17 protein-coding genes are annotated in these 16806 nt (G+C 53.2%); 9 read left to right on the top strand and 8 right to left on the bottom strand.

The genetic code is table 11. From position 1 onward, the window contains the following. Positions 1 to 4 precede the first annotated feature (4 nt). From ACE3MN_RS20395 to ACE3MN_RS20380, 4 genes are all read left to right on the top strand, one after another. Positions 5 to 856 carry a sugar ABC transporter permease gene (locus ACE3MN_RS20395; protein WP_004136033.1) on the top strand — a complete coding sequence of 284 codons (852 nt, stop codon included), beginning with the start codon at positions 5 to 7 and terminating at the stop codon, positions 854 to 856. 4 nt (positions 857 to 860) lie between these two features. Beyond that, entirely contained in the window at positions 861 to 2063 is a 1203-nt protein-coding gene (locus ACE3MN_RS20390; protein WP_102649630.1) for an arabinogalactan endo-beta-1,4-galactanase, read from the top strand. A gap of 31 nt (positions 2064 to 2094) precedes the next feature. Continuing rightward, a complete protein-coding gene (locus tag ACE3MN_RS20385) occupies positions 2095 to 4152 on the top strand; it encodes a beta-galactosidase (RefSeq protein WP_024359027.1) in 2058 nt (685 codons plus the stop codon). 65 nt (positions 4153 to 4217) lie between these two features. Continuing rightward, positions 4218 to 4532 carry a glucose PTS transporter subunit EIIB gene (locus tag ACE3MN_RS20380; RefSeq protein WP_004136039.1) on the top strand — a complete coding sequence of 105 codons (315 nt, stop codon included), beginning with the start codon at positions 4218 to 4220 and terminating at the stop codon, positions 4530 to 4532. 123 nt (positions 4533 to 4655) lie between these two features. Here the strand turns inward: ACE3MN_RS20380 and ACE3MN_RS20375 are convergent, their stop codons facing one another. Next, entirely contained in the window at positions 4656 to 5927 is a 1272-nt protein-coding gene (locus ACE3MN_RS20375) for a maltoporin (protein WP_014228201.1), read from the bottom strand. Between the two features lie 269 nt (positions 5928 to 6196). Here ACE3MN_RS20375 and ACE3MN_RS20370 point away from each other — a divergent pair, with 269 nt between their 5' ends. The 3 genes from ACE3MN_RS20370 to ykgO all read left to right on the top strand — a co-directional run bounded on the left by ACE3MN_RS20370 (position 6197) and on the right by ykgO (position 7785). Further along, a complete protein-coding gene (locus tag ACE3MN_RS20370; RefSeq protein WP_024359025.1) occupies positions 6197 to 7270 on the top strand; it encodes a LacI family DNA-binding transcriptional regulator in 1074 nt (357 codons plus the stop codon). Between the two features lie 111 nt (positions 7271 to 7381). Next, complete coding sequence (locus tag ACE3MN_RS20365) at positions 7382 to 7645, top strand: type B 50S ribosomal protein L31 (protein WP_004129897.1); 264 nt, start codon at positions 7382 to 7384, stop codon at positions 7643 to 7645. Next, a complete protein-coding gene (ykgO, locus tag ACE3MN_RS20360) occupies positions 7645 to 7785 on the top strand; it encodes a type B 50S ribosomal protein L36 (protein ID WP_003859006.1) in 141 nt (46 codons plus the stop codon). Before ACE3MN_RS20365 ends, ykgO begins: the two co-directional genes overlap by 1 nt. On the opposite strand, the gene ACE3MN_RS20355 is transcribed toward ykgO, so the two are convergent. Then, positions 7782 to 8480, bottom strand: coding sequence for a GNAT family N-acetyltransferase (locus tag ACE3MN_RS20355; protein ID WP_102649631.1), 699 nt, complete (start codon positions 8478 to 8480; stop codon positions 7782 to 7784). The genes ykgO and ACE3MN_RS20355 overlap by 4 nt on opposite strands. A 100-nt stretch (positions 8481 to 8580) precedes the next feature. Here ACE3MN_RS20355 and ACE3MN_RS20350 point away from each other — a divergent pair, with 100 nt between their 5' ends. Next, complete coding sequence (locus tag ACE3MN_RS20350) at positions 8581 to 10035, top strand: PLP-dependent aminotransferase family protein (protein WP_024359024.1); 1455 nt, start codon at positions 8581 to 8583, stop codon at positions 10033 to 10035. Here ACE3MN_RS20350 and ACE3MN_RS20345 read toward each other — a convergent pair. After that, complete coding sequence (locus ACE3MN_RS20345) at positions 10010 to 10480, bottom strand: YlaC family protein (protein WP_004136048.1); 471 nt, start codon at positions 10478 to 10480, stop codon at positions 10010 to 10012. The genes ACE3MN_RS20350 and ACE3MN_RS20345 overlap by 26 nt on opposite strands. Before the next feature lie 20 nt (positions 10481 to 10500). Between ACE3MN_RS20345 and ACE3MN_RS20340 the strand changes: the two genes are divergently transcribed. Further along, the gene (locus ACE3MN_RS20340; RefSeq protein ID WP_223226911.1) at positions 10501 to 10635 is read left to right on the top strand and encodes a hypothetical protein; all 135 of its coding nucleotides are present in this window, start codon (positions 10501 to 10503) and stop codon (positions 10633 to 10635) included. On the opposite strand, the gene maa is transcribed toward ACE3MN_RS20340, so the two are convergent. The 5 genes from maa to acrA form a co-directional block, all read right to left on the bottom strand. Beyond that, a complete protein-coding gene (gene maa / locus ACE3MN_RS20335; protein ID WP_049085237.1) occupies positions 10607 to 11173 on the bottom strand; it encodes a maltose O-acetyltransferase in 567 nt (188 codons plus the stop codon). The genes ACE3MN_RS20340 and maa overlap by 29 nt on opposite strands. 164 nt (positions 11174 to 11337) lie before the next feature. After that, entirely contained in the window at positions 11338 to 11556 is a 219-nt protein-coding gene (locus tag ACE3MN_RS20330; RefSeq protein ID WP_004099646.1) for an HHA domain-containing protein, read from the bottom strand. Positions 11557 to 11582: 26 nt separating this feature from the next. Then, the gene (gene tomB, locus ACE3MN_RS20325; protein WP_004129911.1) at positions 11583 to 11957 is read right to left on the bottom strand and encodes an Hha toxicity modulator TomB; all 375 of its coding nucleotides are present in this window, start codon (positions 11955 to 11957) and stop codon (positions 11583 to 11585) included. A gap of 468 nt (positions 11958 to 12425) precedes the next feature. Then, positions 12426 to 15572 carry a multidrug efflux RND transporter permease subunit AcrB gene (gene acrB / locus ACE3MN_RS20320; RefSeq protein WP_004848339.1) on the bottom strand — a complete coding sequence of 1049 codons (3147 nt, stop codon included), beginning with the start codon at positions 15570 to 15572 and terminating at the stop codon, positions 12426 to 12428. 22 nt (positions 15573 to 15594) lie between these two features. Further along, positions 15595 to 16788 carry a multidrug efflux RND transporter periplasmic adaptor subunit AcrA gene (gene acrA / locus ACE3MN_RS20315; protein ID WP_004136054.1) on the bottom strand — a complete coding sequence of 398 codons (1194 nt, stop codon included), beginning with the start codon at positions 16786 to 16788 and terminating at the stop codon, positions 15595 to 15597. Positions 16789 to 16806 lie beyond the last annotated feature (18 nt).

Genomic DNA, 16806 nt, shown 5'->3' with positions numbered 1-16806 from the left:
CAACATGGCTAAATCACCGAGTATTAAACGCGAAAAGTGGATTCGCTTGTCACTCACCTGGCTAGTGGTCATCTTTGTGTCGACGATGATTATTTACCCGCTGGTCTGGACGGTAGGGGCGTCGCTGAACGCCGGGAACAGTCTGCTGAGTACGTCGATTATTCCTGAAAACCTGTCGTTCCAGCATTACGCGGATCTGTTTAACGGCAATGTGAATTATCTCACCTGGTACTGGAACTCGATGAAAATCAGCTTCATGACCATGGTATTGACCTTAATCAGCGTGAGCTTCACCGCCTACGCGTTTTCGCGCTTTCGTTTCAAAGGGCGGCAGAACGGGCTGATGTTATTTCTGCTGTTGCAGATGATCCCGCAGTTCTCGGCGCTGATTGCGATCTTTGTTCTCTCTCAGCTGCTGGGGCTGATCAACAGCCATCTGGCGCTGGTGCTGATCTACGTGGGCGGCATGATCCCGATGAATACCTGGCTCATGAAAGGCTACCTGGACGCAATCCCTAAAGATCTGGATGAGTCCGCGCGGATGGATGGCGCCAGCAGCTTCCGCATCTTTTTCGAAATCATTATGCCGCTGTCGAAGCCGATTCTGGCGGTGGTGGCGCTGTTCTCGTTTACCGGCCCGCTGGGGGATTTCATCCTTTCCAGCACCATTCTGCGTACCCCGGATAAGTACACGCTGCCGATCGGCCTGTATAACCTGGTGGCGCAGAAAATGGGCGCCAGCTACACCACCTACGCGGCGGGCGCGGTGCTGATTGCCGTGCCGGTAGCGATTCTCTATCTGGCGCTACAAAAATACTTTGTTTCCGGCCTCACCTCTGGCAGTACAAAAGGATAACCCCATGAAAAGATTAACACCCGCGTGGCTTGCTGTTTCTCTGGCATGCTGTTTCTCCGCCAGTACGCTGGCAGCGGACGCGCTACAAACCAAAGCGTTTAGCAACATGCCCGCTGATTTTATTAAAGGCGCGGATATCTCCACGCTGCTGGACGCGGAAAAGCATGGCGCAAAGTTTTTTAACCACAATAATCAGCAGCAGGATCCGATCGCGATTCTGAAGGCCGACGGCGTGAACTATGTTCGCCTGCGCCTGTGGGTCGATCCAAAAGACGCCCAGGGTCAGCGCTACGGCGGCGGCGATAACGATCTGGCGGCGACGCTGGCGCTGGCGAAGCGGGCAAAAGCACAGGGGATGAAGCTGCTGCTTGATTTTCACTACAGCGATTTCTGGACCGATCCCGGCAAGCAGTTCAAGCCGAAGGCCTGGGAGAAAATGGATTATCCGCAGCTGAAAACCACCATTCATGACTACACCCGCGATACGATTGCCCGCTTTAAGCAGGAGGGCGTACTGCCGGATATGGTGCAGATCGGCAACGAGATCAACGGCGGTATGCTGTGGCCGGAAGGCAAAAGCTGGGGGCAGGGCGGCGGCGAGTTCGATCGCCTGGCGGGGCTGCTTAATGCCGCCATCGATGGCCTGAAGGAAAACCTCACCGCCGGTGAGCAGGTTAAAATTATGCTTCACCTGGCCGAAGGCACGAAAAACGACACCTTCCGCTGGTGGTTTGATGAAATCAGCAAGCGCAACGTGCCTTACGACATTATTGGTCTGTCGATGTACACCTACTGGAATGGCCCGATTAGCGCGCTGAAGGCTAATATGGATGATATCAGCAAGCGCTATAACAAAGACGTGATTGTGGTAGAGGCCGCTTATGCCTATACCCTGGAAAACTGCGACAACGCCGAAAATAGTTTCCAGGCAAAAGAGGAAAAGGATGGCGGTTATCCTGCCACCGTACAGGGGCAATATAATTATATTCACGACTTAATGCAGGCCGTTGCGGACGTACCGGGCCACCGCGGTAAAGGTATTTTTTATTGGGAGCCGACGTGGATTGCCGTGCCGGGAAATACCTGGGCGACGCCTGCCGGAATGAAATATATCCACGATGAGTGGAAAGAGGGGAATGCCCGGGAAAATCAGGCGCTGTTTGATTGCCAGGGGAAAGCGTTGCCGTCGATGAAGGTATTTAATTAATTATTCAGCTTTAAACTTCAGGATGTTTATTATGAAAAAATTTGCGCCTTTGAGTCCGAAGGTCAATGCGCTATTGCATGGCGCCGACTATAACCCGGAGCAGTGGGAGAACTATCCCGATATTATCGATAAAGATATTGCCATGATGCAGCAGGCAAAATGTAATGTCATGTCGGTAGGAATATTTAGCTGGGCGAAACTTGAACCTCAGGAAGGCGTATTTGAGTTTGGCTGGTTGGACAGTATCCTGGATAAACTGTATGCCGCCGGAATTCATGTCTTTCTCGCGACCCCAAGCGGCGCGCGCCCGGCGTGGATGTCGCAAAAGTACCCTCAGGTCCTGCGCGTCGGTCGCGATCGCGTGCCTGCGCTGCACGGTGGGCGTCACAACCACTGTATGTCGTCGCCGGTCTATCGTGAGAAAACCCTGAAAATTAACACCCTGCTGGCGGAGCGCTACGCGCAGCATCCGGCGGTGCTGGGCTGGCATATCTCCAATGAGTATGGCGGCGAGTGCCACTGTAGCCTGTGCCAGGAGCGTTTCCGCGACTGGCTGAAAGCGCGCTATGAAACGCTGGATAATCTTAATCACGCCTGGTGGAGCACCTTCTGGAGCCACACCTATAGCGACTGGTCGCAGATCGAATCCCCGGCTCCGCAGGGGGAAGTCTCCATTCATGGTCTGAACCTTGACTGGCATCGCTTCAATACCGCTCAGGTGACGGATTTCTGCCGCCACGAAATTGCGCCGCTGAAAGCGGCGAATGCTGAGCTGCCAGTGACAACCAACTTTATGGAGTATTTCTACGATTACGACTACTGGCAGCTGGCGCCGGCGCTGGACTTCATCTCGTGGGACAGCTACCCCATGTGGCATCGCGATAAAGATGAAACCACGCTGGCCTGCTACACCGCCATGTATCACGATATGATGCGCAGCCTGAAGGGCGGAAAACCGTTTGTCCTGATGGAGTCCACGCCGAGCGCGACTAACTGGCAGCCGACCAGCAAGCTGAAAAAACCGGGAATGCATATTCTCTCTTCTCTGCAGGCGGTAGCGCACGGGGCTGACTCGGTACAGTATTTCCAGTGGCGTAAGAGTCGCGGTTCGGTAGAGAAATTCCATGGCGCAATTATCGATCACGTCGGTCACCTGGATACGCGCGTGGGCCGTGAAGTGACTAAGCTTGGCGAGATGTTAAGCCAGCTGCCGGGCGTGGTGGGCTGCCGGACGGATGCGCAAGTGGCGATTATCTTTGACCAGCAAAACCGCTGGGCGCTGGATGATGCTCAGGGGCCGCGTAATCTCGGGATGGAGTATGAAAATACCGTCAACGAGCACTATCGTCCGTTCTGGGAACAGGGGATTGCGGTAGATATTATTGATGCCGACGTTGACCTGAGCGCTTATCGGCTGGTCATTGCCCCGATGCTGTATATGGTTCGCGACGGCTTTGCCGAACGCGCGGAAGCGTTTGTGGCCAACGGCGGCCACTTAGTTACAACATACTGGACGGGAATTGTTAACGAATCGGACCTGTGCTATCTCGGCGGCTTCCCGGGTCCGCTGCGCAAGCTGCTGGGCATCTGGGCGGAAGAGATTGACTGCCTGAACGATGGCGAACGTAATCTGGTACAGGGGCTGGCGGGCAATGAAGGGGGGCTGCAGGGGCCGTATCAGGTACGCCATCTGTGTGAACTGATCCACGCCGAAACGGCGCAGCCGCTGGCGACCTACCGCGATGATTTTTACGCGGGAAGACCGGCGGTCACCGTCAATCACGTAGGTAAAGGCAAGGCCTGGCACGTCGCTTCGCGCAACGATCTGGCTTTCCAGCGGGACTTCTTCAGCGCCATAAGTAAAGAGCTGGCGCTGCCGCGCGCGGTGGAGGCCGATTTCCCGCCGGGCGTGGTGGCGACCGCGCGCACGGACGGTGAGACTACTTACGTGTTCCTGCAAAACTACAGCGCGCAGCAGCAGCAGGTGACCTTACCGCATGGCTATCAGGATACCCTCACCGGCACGGCCCTGAACGCGCCGTTGATCTTAAAAGCATGGGATTGCCGCATCCTCAGTCGTCACGCGTAATTTCTCTCTATCCGCGCCTGCTCCTGCGAGCAGGCGTTTTTTTATCTGCTTATCAGGAGTCTATTATGGTGAGTTTAAAATCCTTTCTGAATTACTTCTCCCAGTCTCGTCCGGCGGTAACGTTAAGCCCTGCGGAACAACAACAGATTGAACGGTTAATTCAGGCTTTCGGCGGTGAGGAAAATATCATCAACGTTGACGCCTGTATTACCCGCTTGCGCGTCACGGTGAACAATCTGTCGATTGTTGACTCTCAGGGACTACAGCAGCAGGGCGCGCTTGGCGTGATTATTCTTGGGCAGCAGGTGCATGCTATTTTCGGTAAGCAGTCGGATGCTTTGCGACAATTACTTGACGAACACTTTGCCAGCCGTAAATAAAATAAAACGGGATAACGCAATAATGGGTTATCCCGAAAATAAAACAAAGCATTCAATGGCAATAATCATTACCGGAGGGTAATTAACGACCTTACAGTTGGAGATAAAACAGTTTAGCTACTCTTACCACCAGGCTTCGACCTGGACACCAAAGTTCCACGTATTATTGGCAGTTTGATCTTCGAACGGTTTACCATTTTCTGAGTCATTCAGATAAGAAGCGAAAATACGCAGTTCCGGGCGAGACATAAAGTCAGGGCCATCGGCCAGGCCCAGCGCGATGGTGTATTTCTCACCGGCCTGCTTATAGTCCGTATTGTTCTTGTAGCTATCTTTTTGGTAAAAACCGCCTACTTCGCCAATCAGGCGTACATATTCGGTGAACTGATACTGTCCGCGAGCTACCAGCGACAGCATGCGCGTTTTATCCGTGTAATCGGTGATGTTGTCCGCGGAGCCCCAGGTCAGAACGTGGTTAATAGAGAATTTTTCGGTGATCGGAATTAAACCGGTATTGATCACCCGATAGCCGGTGGCGTCATTGACGTAGTTCCACATGTCATACCAGCCGCCGCCCTGGGAAACCATGTTCTGCGCCAGCCCTTTGTTTGCGTACTGCAGCACCGTTTTGTTGTAACCGCCCAGCATATCCTGGCTGATTTCACCGGTTAGCATGACGCCGTTTTCTGCATCATACAGGCCGCCGTAGGAGTCCTGCTTTTTGGTGGTGTTAGGCATCGCGTAGTCGATACCAAATTCGGTCCACGACCCGGCCCATGGCTTCCAGCCTGCGTAGCGCAGGTCAAGGTAGTTAATATTCACGTTGCTGTCGCCGTCGACGCGGTAGTCAACGTCATTCGCGTCGCCGCGGATCCAGGCAAATGAGACGGCGCCAGGGCCGAGGGTATAGTTTTCGATCCCGGCGCCGGATCCGGAAATGTTCCAGTATTTGGTATCAATGATGTGCAGATCGTGGCGCTGGTAGTAGCGTTTACCGCCCCAAATGACCGCGTTCGGATCGCCGGGGACCAGCCCTTTAATTTGCAGGTTGAGCTGGCGCAGGCCGAACTGCGCATCATCATCGAGCGTGGTTTCGTTATCGTTCGAACCGTCTGAAACCATGCTGACCATGCTATCGAGATAGAAGCTCACGTCATTTTTCTTGTAGACCTCCGAGCCCAACTCCAGCTCGCCGTAGGTATCGGACTCGTTACCCAGACGGCCAATTTTGTTTTTTTGCCATTCGGCCTGACTACCGTCGCCGGAGACCCCAACCCCGGCGCGCATATAGCCATGAAAATCGATACCCGGAAGCGTGGCGGAAGCAGCAAACACGGATGGTGAAATCAGCGCAGCGGCCAACGCAGCGGAGAGTGTGCGCAGCGTAGTGTTCATGTCTATCCTCTTATTGTTTTGTATTACGTTCACATAACCGATGTTATAAAATGCCTAAACCAAAATTCAGGCAATTGAATGATCGCTATAGTGTGATTAACTGCAAATAAATTAGCGGGTTTTGTTACGAGTGGTGAGTCCATTCACAATTTGTTGTATTGTGAGCGTAATACTTTTAATGCTGATTGTTGTTCGGGGGAGGCGGCAATGAGCGTTTTTTTACATTGCCCCTGTTACAATTCAGGGATAACAACATAAGGAACCGGACCATGAAGTCTAAAAGCGCGACCTTAGAAGACGTTGCTCGCCATGCGGGCGTCTCCTATCAGACCGTGTCCAGGGTACTCAACAAATCTGCTAATGTATCCAAAGCCACGCGCAGCAAGGTGGAGAAATCCATTGAGGAGCTACGCTATGTCCCAAACCGCCTGGCGCAACAGCTGGTAGGCAAGCAAAGCCGTACCGTGGGCCTGGTTACGATCTCCCTCGCATTGCATGCGCCTTCCCAGGTGGCCGCGGCGGTAAAACGCTATGCGAATGTGGAAGGTTATCAGGTGCTCATTTCAATGATTGATGAGAGCGTCAACCAAAGCATTCAAGATTCCATTAATGAACTTAAGTCTCAACTGGTGGATAAGGTCATCATCAACGTGCCGCTGGAGACTGATCAGGCTCAGAAAATTGCCGCTGATAACGATGATATCGTTTGTCTGTTTTTAGATGTCGATCCCTATAGCTCTGTGTTTAACGTTTCGTTTAACCCGGCGGACGGCACCCGAGCCAGCGTCAAATATCTCTATGAAATGGGGCATCGGGAGATAGCGCTGTTGGCCGGTCCGGAAAGCTCGGTATCGGCCAAACTGCGTTTGAAAAGCTGGCTAGAAACCCTCGAAGGTTATGGCCTACAGCCGGTCACGGTGATTCGCGGTAACTGGGATGCGCAGAGCGGCTATGCCGGCGCGCTGCAAATGTTGCGGGAGACGCCAAACTTTACCGCCGTTTTGGTGGGGAACGATCAGATGGCGCTGGGCGTGCTTAGCGCGTTTCACCAGCATCAGGTACCGATCCCGGGGGAAAAGTCGGTTATTGGTTATGATGATACCTATGAAAGTTCGTTCTTTTACCCGGCGCTAACCACCGTTTCGCTGGATCTTGACTTACAGGGAAAAGAGGCCGTTCGGCGCCTTCTCGATAGCGGCGATAACGAAACCTCCCATACTTCTTCTATTCTTCCGGCCCGTCTGGTCGTGCGCCACTCTACCGGGCCGAAAACGGAGCCCGGCAAAGACCTGCAGTCTATTGCCGAACAGCTCAGGGCCCTGGCGCATCGGCTGAGCCCTTAATCCGTAACGGGCGGCCTGTGCCGCCCATAATCCTTCTCATTCTCAGGGTTGATCTTTAGACTCGCACGGCGTACGATATTGTTATGTTATAACATAATGATTGAGGTCGCTATGAAACCCAATATTCATCCGCATTATCGTACGGTGGTTTTTCACGACACCAGCGCTAACGAATTCTTTAAAGTCGGTTCAACGATCCGCACCGAGCGTGAGATTGAGCTGGATGGCGAGACGTATCCCTACGTGACGCTCGACGTCTCCTCCAAATCGCATCCGTATTACACCGGTAAACAGAAGGCCTTCAACAACGAAGGCAGCACCGCACGTTTCCGCCAGCGCTTCGGCGGCTTTATTGATGCGAAGAGGAGCAAATAATGCAGGTACTCAACTCACTACGTAGCGCGAAACAGCGCCACCCGGATTGCCAGATCGTTAAACGAAAAGGGCGGCTGTACGTTATCTGCAAAAGCAATCCCCGCTTTAAGGCCGTACAGGGCCGCAAGAAAAGACGTTAACGGAAGCTCTCCAGCGTTCGTAACTGCTGGCCGTCGGCGCTAAAGTTGTCGGCGGCCAGCCATTGCCGCATTGCTCTGTCAATCTGTGGCCACTCGGAATCGATAATCGAAAACCAGTCGGTATCGCGGTTGTGGCCCTTTATCACCAGCGCCTGACGAAAGCGTCCCTCATACTGAAACCCCAGCCGCAGCGCCGTCCGGCGTGAAGGCTCGTTCAGGCTGTTGCATTTCCACTCGTAGCGACGATAGCCGAGCGTAGCAAATACGTAGTGCATCAGCAGCCAGTGGGCCTCGGTTGCCATCGCCGTCCGGCTCAACAGAGGCGAGAAGTGAACGTGGCCGACTTCAACAACGCCATTTTTGGCATCGATTCTCATCAACGCCAGTGAGCCGATGGGCTGGTCTGTCTGCTGATCTATCACCGCAAAGTGAATGGGGTCGGCCTGCATGGCCACGCTCTCTATCCACGCGCGATATTCCTCGACGCTGTTATCCGGCTCACGCAGCAGCCATGTCCAGCTTCGCGTATCCGGGGCCAGTCTATGGGCGTCAAACAGCGCACCGGCGTGCGTGGAGCGCAATGGCTCAAGCCGGCAAAGGCGACCCTGCAGGTTCAACCTCTCGGGATGCTGACGGGGCTGCCAGTCGGGCAGGGCAGCGCCAACGGGCTGATCGAATTGATTAAGATGGCTCATGGGGGTTTCCTTTGTGGGCGAATGCCATGAGATTAAGCACTTGTTGGTTCCATAAAAAGTGCCATAAGCTTATGTTTTTATGGTGCCACGAGGAGCGGTGATGAATATTCCGGATGATGCTTTTTTTACTTTACTCGAGCAGGCCCTGCGCGGTAAGGGAAGTGAAACCCTACAGCGTACCCTCTATCAGCAACTGCGCGAGGCTATTTTGCAGGGCACGCTGGCGGGCGATAGTCGTCTACCCGGTTCGCGCGCCATGGCGCAGCATCTGGGGCTGTCGCGCAATACCATCAACAGCGCGCTGGAGCAGTTGACGATAGAAGGATATCTATTGCGTAGTCGCCAGGGGACGTACGTCGCGCCCTTGAGGTCTCAGGGAGAAGGGGACATTGAGGCGCGCGTTATTGTGCTCCCTGAATATTTACAGGGACTGCCGGCAGCAATTCACCGTGATTCGCCCACGCTGCTCTTTACGCCGGGAATGCCTGCGGTTAATTACTTTCCACTTTCCATCTGGCGTCGACTGCTCGATCGGGTACTGCGCGAAGAGGCCAGCGCATTACTGGGCTACGGCGATGCGCAGGGAGAGCTCGTACTGCGAAAAGCCATTGCCCGGCACCTCGCGCTCTCCCGGGGGATCCGCTGCGAAGCCAGCCAGATTGTGATTACTGAAGGGGCGCTGGAAGGCGTCGATTTATGCACGCACCTGCTGAGCGTAGCCGGCGATAGGGCATGGGTGGAAGAGCCCGGTTATCCGGGAGCAAAAAGCATCTTTCTCAAATCAGGGCTTCATATAAAGGGCGTACCGGTTGATCGTGAAGGAATGCGTTTTGATACCTCTGATGATAGCGAAGCGCCGCGATTGATCTTTACTTCACCTTCACATCAGTACCCCTGCGGAGCCGTAATGAGCGCCGGGCGACGACTGGCGTTACTGGAATATGCCCGCCGGTATGATTCGTGGATTATTGAGGATGATTACGACAGCGAATTTCGCTATAGCGGCGAGCCCATTCCGGCCATGCTGGGGATGGCGAAGCACGGGCCGGTGGTTTATCTGGGGACGTTCAGCAAAACGCTGTTTCCAGCGCTGCGCATCGGTTTTATGGTGATGCCTCCCGCGCTGGCGGACGCTGCACAAGGCGCCATTGGGGCGCTATTACGCGGCGGGCACCGGGCTGAACAGAAGGCGCTGGCGTTGTTCATTGAAGAGGGGCACTACGCACGTCATTTGGCCGCCATGCGCCGTTTGTACCGCAAACGCCAGCAGCAGCTGCGGGACGTCCTTGCTCAAGAACTTAACCATCCTTATGAACTCTTGGGCGGCGAGGGGGGCTTGCACCTGACCGTCGCTATCGACAACGTGGATGACCAGGCGATTGCGCAGCAGGCCCGGCGGTTTCAGCTGGCGCCCGGGGCATTAAGCCGTTTTTATCTTGATGCAAAAACGGCGCGAAGCGGGTTGGTTCTGGGCTACGGAAATACGTCCGCCTCACATTTTATTGCTGCGGTACGGACGCTCAATCGTCTTATTGCGCAGAACCGACGCGAGTAAGGGAAAACACATCGTAAAATGAGAGTTCGCCTTTGGTGGCGATCATTTTTTGTAGCTGCGCCTTCTGATCGCGACCGACGCGTGGCGATTGCAGAATGCGTTCGAGCAGTTGTTCAGGGACAAACCGGGTGTTATACCATTCGCCGTTGTAGCAAACGCGAAAATCAAGAACGTCGATATCTTCATAACGATAGCGCGGATAGACGTCAAAGAAGAAGAAACCGTTTAGCAGAACAAATAACACGATTAACAGCCAGACAGAATCCACCAGCGTTTCGGAACGAAGCATCACAATAAGCGTGGCCAGGAAAGCCGCGTACATGGCGACAAAAAGCCATGGGTGATTGCGAATAAAGCTAATGCTAAAGCGCGGACGATTGTCGCGCTTCTCTTTCACATTAAGTTCATCAATGGTGCTTTTTAGCAGCAGCTGTATTTCTGTCATCTTATTCCCCAAATTCTGCCATGAGCCCGTATGCAGGCGTGACAAACCGGGCTCAGCCTGGGGGGTATTTTATGTTGCGTAAATCCAGGGGGAAAGTAACAGATTGGTTGCAGAAAAGCATAACAGTTACCGTTTTTCGCTCTCCAGCATTTTGATAATCCGTGCCGGGTTTCCGCCGACGACGGCGTTGGCGGGCACATTTTTTACTACCACGGAACCTGAAGCCACCACGGCATTATCGCCGATAGTCACGCCAGGATTAATGACTGCCCGGCCGCCAATCCACACATTATGCCCGATGGTGACGGGTTTTCCGTACTCCTGACCACTATTGCGATCGACGGCGTCAAGGGGATGCGTGGCGGTATAAATATGTACGCCCGGCGCCAGCATGCAGTTATCCCCAATTTGAATCGGACAGACGTCCAGCATGACGCAATCAAAGTTCGCGTAGAAATTTTTACCGAGGGAGATATTGTAGCCGTAGTCGCAGCGAAAAGTGGGTTCGATATACGCATCGCTCGCGTGCCCAAGCAGTTCAGACAATAATGCTTTTCTTAATTCATGTTCTTCAGGCGCCGAATGATTGTAGCGGTGCAACAGTTGCCTGGCCCGCAGGCGATCGGCTTTCAACGTGGCGTCACCTGCCAGATACAGTTCACCGGCAATCATTTTTTGTTTCTCTTCACTCATCATGGACGCTTCCCCTATTTCCTTATCGTCAGGCCGCCATAGTATAAAAAGAAACCGGTTTCATCTGTGCATTAAGCCAACATCTGTGAGCACTATCACACTTATTATCATCACCAAAGCGGGGCGTTTTCGACACGAGATGTATGACTTTCATTTGAAATAAACTAGCGGATAAATTTCCAGACTGAAGGCGGGATCTTGTCATACAGTTTATTCATCGTCAGTTCGGCAAGACGATGGTCGGCCGCTGAGTAAAATACCGCCAGTTCATTATCGGAAAGTTCATATTTATTTTTTTCAATTACGCGCTCCAGCGTATCAATTGTCTGACAGCGTCGTAAGCGCATCAAATAGTCTATTTTGGTTAATGTTTTATCAGACATAAATTCACCTTTTGATTGTAATAATACTAACAAGAAAGACTGGCCGGGTTTTCCCGACTGGCGTTGACAAAGCAGCGGAATAACCGATTGCCAGATTTGCGCCATTTCTGCAGATCCGCACTGTTAATGCCGTAGTTGCTGAACAAGACGAAAGTGTCATCCAGATATTCGTCAATCTGAGTAATCAGCTTATTATCCTCAGCATACTTAATTTTATAATTAAGCGCGAACGCGGCAATGTGCTCGATCAATTCATTAAGTTGAAGATTGACAGCCGAGGTCGGGTCATTAACCCAGCCGTGGTTGCTCTCTTCCAGGTTTGCAAGACAGTCATGATACAGGGTTTCGCAGAGAAATTTAAGCTGCGCAATATCATGTCTTTTTGGCGAGTATTCGTCCATAACGCATCCCCTTTTGAGTGGTTTAAACGACCGTTGTGGGATGAACACGACTAACAGACCTGACACATACATTGTAATCTTGCTGTTTAACTATAATCCACTCTTAAAAAGATTTCATCGTGCTATTACGAAAAATTACAATTATCAGCGTCCATTTATCTTCAATGCCTCGGTCTTTATTATATCGTGCCGTTACCCCGATCGGTAAAAACGAACACTGACCTTATATTTCATCAAGTTAGCCGCTGCGTTTTGCCGTTATACGAAGACAACCATACATAAAGTCAGTGATTGAGAATATTCTGAGTTAGGGTAAACGGGAAGGAAAGTTGCAGAGAAAAAACGGAGATAAGCACCACGACTCATCATTAAATATTATATCTCAGGTTATAAAATAAACAATAACAATCCGTGCGCTTTAAATCAGGGAAAAGAAAAGGGCCGCGTATGCGGCCCTGTGAAGAGAGATTAATGATGCTCAACCGGATGGCTGTGCTCAATATCCTCATTTTTCTTACTAAAGCGGCGACGCACGACCACGAAGAACACCGGCACGAAGAAAATCGCCAGAACCGTCGCGGTCACCATCCCGCCCATTACGCCAGTACCGACGGCGTTCTGCGCGCCGGAGCCTGCGCCGGAGCTGATAACCAGCGGCATTACCCCAAGGATGAACGCCAGCGAGGTCATCAGAATCGGACGCAGACGCATACGAACGGCTTCCAGCGTTGCTTCAATCAGGCCTTTGCCTTCTTTATCCATCAGATCCTTGGCGAATTCAACGATAAGTATCGCGTTCTTCGCCGACAGGCCGATGGTGGTCAGCAGGCCAACCTGGAAGTAAACGTCGTTGGTCAATCCGCGGAAGGTGGCAGCCAGCAGTGCACCCACAACCCCCAGCGGAACGACCAGCATTACCGAGAATGGGATCGACCAGCTTTCATACAGCGCAGCCAGACACAGGAAGACGACAATCAGCGAGATGGCGTACAGCGCAGGTGCCTGGTTGCCTGACAACCGTTCCTGGTAAGACATGCCGGTCCAGTCATAGCCAATGCCCGCAGGCAGTTTACCCGCCAGCTCTTCCATCAGGTTCATCGCTTCACCGGTACTCTTACCCGGTGTCGCCTGGCCGAGGATTTCCATCGATGGCAGACCGTTGTAACGCTCCAGACGCGGTGAGCCGTATTCCCAGCGTGAAGTTGAGAAGGCGGAGAAGGGCACCATCTGTCCATCGCTACCGCGTACGTACCAGTTACCGATATCTTCCGGCAACATACGGTATTTCGCTTCAGACATGATATACACTTTCTTCACACGACCGCGGTCAATGAAGTCGTTGACGTAGCTCCCACCCCATGCTGCGCCAAGCGTCGTGTTAATGTCGCTGATAGACACGCCGAGAGCCTGCGCTTTTTCCTGATCGATATCCACTTTGAACTGCGGAGTATCTTCCAGGCCGTTTGGACGAACGCCGCTTAAGACGTCAGGATGCTGCGCGACCATACCAAAGAGCTGGTTACGGGCCTGAGTCAGTTTTTCGTGGCCCAATCCTGCCTGGTCGATCAGCTGGAAGTCGAAGCCCGTTGCGGTACCCAGTTCAACAATTGCCGGCAGGTTAAAGGCGAAGACCATTGCGTCTTTAATCTGCGAGAAATAGCCCATTGCGCGCCCGGTAATCGCTTCAACTTTGTTCTCTTCGCCTGGACGCTGGCTCCAGTCCTTCAGAGAGACGAACGCGATGCCGGTGTTCTGCCCACGACCCGCGAAACCAAAGCCGTTAACGGCGAATACCGATTCAACGTTGTTTTTCTCTTTGGTGAGATAGTAATCAGTCATCTCATCCAGAACTTTCTGGGTACGCTCCTGAGTTGCGCCCGCTGGCAGCTGCGCCATGCTCAGGAATACGCCCTGGTCTTCGTCCGGCAGGAACGAACTCGGCAGACGAACGAACAGCCAGGCCATGCCGACAACGATGATCAGATACAGCACCAGATAACGACCGGTACTGCGCAGGATGTTGCCTACGCTATCGGTGTAGTGATGCGTGCTCTTATCAAACATGCGGTTAAACCAACCGAAGAAGCCGGTGGTTGCGCCATGGCTGCCTTTTTGGATGGGCTTCAGCATCGTGGCGCAGAGCGCCGGGGTCAGAATGAGTGCCACCAGTACCGACAGCGCCATCGCGGAAACGATAGTGATCGAGAACTGACGGTAAATCGCACCGGTAGAACCGCCGAAGAAGGCCATCGGGATAAACACCGCGGAAAGCACCATCGCGATACCCACCAGCGCGCCCTGAATCTGGCCCATTGATTTCCGCGTGGCTTCCTTCGGCGGTAGCCCTTCTTCGGCCATCACACGCTCGACGTTTTCCACCACCACGATGGCGTCATCCACCAGCAGGCCTATGGCGAGCACCATACCAAACATGGTGAGCGTGTTTATCGAGAAGCCGAACAGCGCGAGGATAGCGAACGTCCCCAGCAATACGACCGGCACGGCGATAGTCGGAATCAGCGTTGCGCGGAAGTTCTGCAGGAACAGATACATGACCAGGAACACCAGAATGATTGCTTCAACCAGCGTTTTCACCACTTCGTGAATGGAGATCTGCACGAATGGCGTGGTGTCATACGGATAAACAATCTTCAGGCCTGAAGGGAAGAAAGGCTCCATTTTCTTCAGTTCGGCACGAATGGCGTTGGCGGTATCCAGTGCGTTCGCGCCGGTCGCTAATTTAATACCCAGACCAGAGGCGGGCTGACCGTTAAACTTCGCGATAACGTCATAGTTTTCACCACCCAGCTCAATCTTCGCGACATCGCGCAGACGCACCTGGGAACCGTCCTGGTTAACCTTCAGCAGAATGTTGCCGAACTCTTCAGTATTGGTCAAACGAGTCTGCGCCACGATGGAGGCGTTCAGCTGCTGGCCTTTCACCGGCGGCGTACCGCCTAACTGTCCTGCTGCAACCTGGGCGTTCTGCGCTTTCAGGGCGCTGATAACGTCAACCGGCGTCAGCTGGAAGTTATTCAGCTTGTTCGGATCCATCCAGATGCGCATGGCGTACTGGGAACCAAACAGCTGCACGTCACCGACGCCGCTGGTACGGCTAATCGCATCCTTCATGTTGGCGGCGACATAGTCAGAAATGTCATCCTGATTCATGGTGCCGTTGGTATTGATAACGCCGACAACCATCAGGAAGCTGCTGGATGCCTTTTCAACGCTGATACCCTGCTGCTGAACTTCTTGCGGCAGCAGCGGTGTCGCCAGCGCCAGCTTGTTCTGCACCTGTACCTGGGCAATATCCGGATCGGTACCGGATTCAAAGGTTAGCGTAATGGTTGCTGTACCGGTGGAGTCGCCATTAGAAGACATGTACATCAGGTGATCGATACCGTTCATGTTCTGTTCGATAACCTGGGTCACGGTGTTCTGCACGGTTTCAGCATCGGCACCGGGGTACATGGCTGTAATGGAAATTGCCGGCGGCGCAATCGTCGGATATTGCGCTATCGGCAACTTGAGGATCGACAACCCCCCAGCCAGCATGATGATAATGGCGATCACCCACGCAAATATGGGGCGATCGATAAAGAAATTAGGCATGTCTTAACGGCTCCTGTTTAAGTTAAGACTTGGGTTGTTCTGACTGAGCGTTGCCTGCGGCTTGCTGTTTATCGTCAGAAACGACTTCCTGCGCTTTAACCTGCACACCAGGTCTGACTTTTTGCAGACCGGTTATGATGACGCGATCGCCCGTTTTCAGCCCTTCGGTGACCAGCCATTTATCACCGATAGCCTGAGTGGCGGTAATCTGGCGAACTTCGACTTTATCACCTTCGCCGACAACCATAGCGCTGGCATCGCCACGCGGAGTGCGGGTTACGCCCTGCTGAGGAACCAGCAACGCATCAGGGTTTACCCCTTCTTCCAGACGTGCGCGGACGAACATGCCGGGCAGCAGAGTGTGATCCGGGTTCGGGAAAATAGCGCGCAGCGTGATAGAACCGGTGGTCTGGTCAACGGTGACGTCAGAGAACTCCAGCGTACCGTTCTGCGGGTATTTCAGACCGTCGTTAGTGACCAGTTCAACCTTCGCTTTACCGTTTTCCTGCTGCAGCTTGCCGTTGGCCAGCTCTTGTTTCAGACGCAGGAAATCGTTACTCGATTGCGTCACGTCAACATAGATAGGATCCAGTTGTTGCACGGTCGCCAGCGCGGTGGTTTGCCCGTTTTGCACCAGAGCGCCTTCCGTGACGGCGGATTTACCAATGCGGCCGGAGATTGGCGAGGTGACTTTGGTGTAGGCCAGATTAATGCGCGCGGTTTCAACCGCAGCTTTAGCGGCGACTACGGCGGCGTTGCTCTGCTGAGCCGTCGCCACGGCAGTATCGTAATCCTGTTGGCTAATGTACTTAGTGCCCAACAGTTTCTGATAACGTTTAACCGTTAACTGATCCATATTTGCCGCTGCCTGCGCTTTGGCTAAATCGCCTTTCGCGCTTTCATACGTGGCCTGATAGGTCGCCGGATCGATTTGATAAAGAGACACGCCCGCCTGGATATCGCTCCCTTCGGTGAAGTTACGTTTAAGAATAATGCCACTGACCTGAGGACGAACTTCCGCAACGCGATAGGCGCTGGTACGGCCTGGCAGTTCGGTAGTAATTTGTAGAGGAGCGGATTTGAGCGTCACAATACCGACTTCCGGCATTTGCTGGGCCCCTTGCTGAGCCGGTTTGTCGTCACATCCTGTTAGCGCTAAGCTGCCTGAGAGCATCAGAACGACCGCCAGAGGCGTTAACCCTCTGTTTTTGTTCATATGTAAACCTCGAGTGTC

The organism is Klebsiella grimontii, from assembly GCF_042137965.1.
Taxonomy (GTDB): domain Bacteria; phylum Pseudomonadota; class Gammaproteobacteria; order Enterobacterales; family Enterobacteriaceae; genus Klebsiella; species Klebsiella grimontii.
Note: the sequence above shows the minus strand (reverse complement) of the source record. Positions and strands in the feature narration are given on the sequence as shown.

What these genes read in the sequence shown, in the direction of transcription:
- ACE3MN_RS20395 (WP_004136033.1), top strand. Translation starts at nt 5, where the DNA reads ATGGCTAAATCACCGAGTATTAAACGCGAAAAGTGGATTCGCTTGTCA.
- ACE3MN_RS20390 (WP_102649630.1), top strand. Translation starts at nt 861, where the DNA reads ATGAAAAGATTAACACCCGCGTGGCTTGCTGTTTCTCTGGCATGCTGT.
- ACE3MN_RS20385 (WP_024359027.1), top strand. Translation starts at nt 2,095, where the DNA reads ATGAAAAAATTTGCGCCTTTGAGTCCGAAGGTCAATGCGCTATTGCAT.
- ACE3MN_RS20380 (WP_004136039.1), top strand. Translation starts at nt 4,218, where the DNA reads ATGGTGAGTTTAAAATCCTTTCTGAATTACTTCTCCCAGTCTCGTCCG.
- ACE3MN_RS20375 (WP_014228201.1), bottom strand. Translation starts at nt 5,927, where the DNA reads ATGAACACTACGCTGCGCACACTCTCCGCTGCGTTGGCCGCTGCGCTG.
- ACE3MN_RS20370 (WP_024359025.1), top strand. Translation starts at nt 6,197, where the DNA reads ATGAAGTCTAAAAGCGCGACCTTAGAAGACGTTGCTCGCCATGCGGGC.
- ACE3MN_RS20365 (WP_004129897.1), top strand. Translation starts at nt 7,382, where the DNA reads ATGAAACCCAATATTCATCCGCATTATCGTACGGTGGTTTTTCACGAC.
- ykgO (WP_003859006.1), top strand. Translation starts at nt 7,645, where the DNA reads ATGCAGGTACTCAACTCACTACGTAGCGCGAAACAGCGCCACCCGGAT.
- ACE3MN_RS20355 (WP_102649631.1), bottom strand. Translation starts at nt 8,480, where the DNA reads ATGAGCCATCTTAATCAATTCGATCAGCCCGTTGGCGCTGCCCTGCCC.
- ACE3MN_RS20350 (WP_024359024.1), top strand. Translation starts at nt 8,581, where the DNA reads ATGAATATTCCGGATGATGCTTTTTTTACTTTACTCGAGCAGGCCCTG.
- ACE3MN_RS20345 (WP_004136048.1), bottom strand. Translation starts at nt 10,480, where the DNA reads ATGACAGAAATACAGCTGCTGCTAAAAAGCACCATTGATGAACTTAAT.
- ACE3MN_RS20340 (WP_223226911.1), top strand. Translation starts at nt 10,501, where the DNA reads ATGAGCCCGTATGCAGGCGTGACAAACCGGGCTCAGCCTGGGGGGTAT.
- maa (WP_049085237.1), bottom strand. Translation starts at nt 11,173, where the DNA reads ATGAGTGAAGAGAAACAAAAAATGATTGCCGGTGAACTGTATCTGGCA.
- ACE3MN_RS20330 (WP_004099646.1), bottom strand. Translation starts at nt 11,556, where the DNA reads ATGTCTGATAAAACATTAACCAAAATAGACTATTTGATGCGCTTACGA.
- tomB (WP_004129911.1), bottom strand. Translation starts at nt 11,957, where the DNA reads ATGGACGAATACTCGCCAAAAAGACATGATATTGCGCAGCTTAAATTT.
- acrB (WP_004848339.1), bottom strand. Translation starts at nt 15,572, where the DNA reads ATGCCTAATTTCTTTATCGATCGCCCCATATTTGCGTGGGTGATCGCC.
- acrA (WP_004136054.1), bottom strand. Translation starts at nt 16,788, where the DNA reads ATGAACAAAAACAGAGGGTTAACGCCTCTGGCGGTCGTTCTGATGCTC.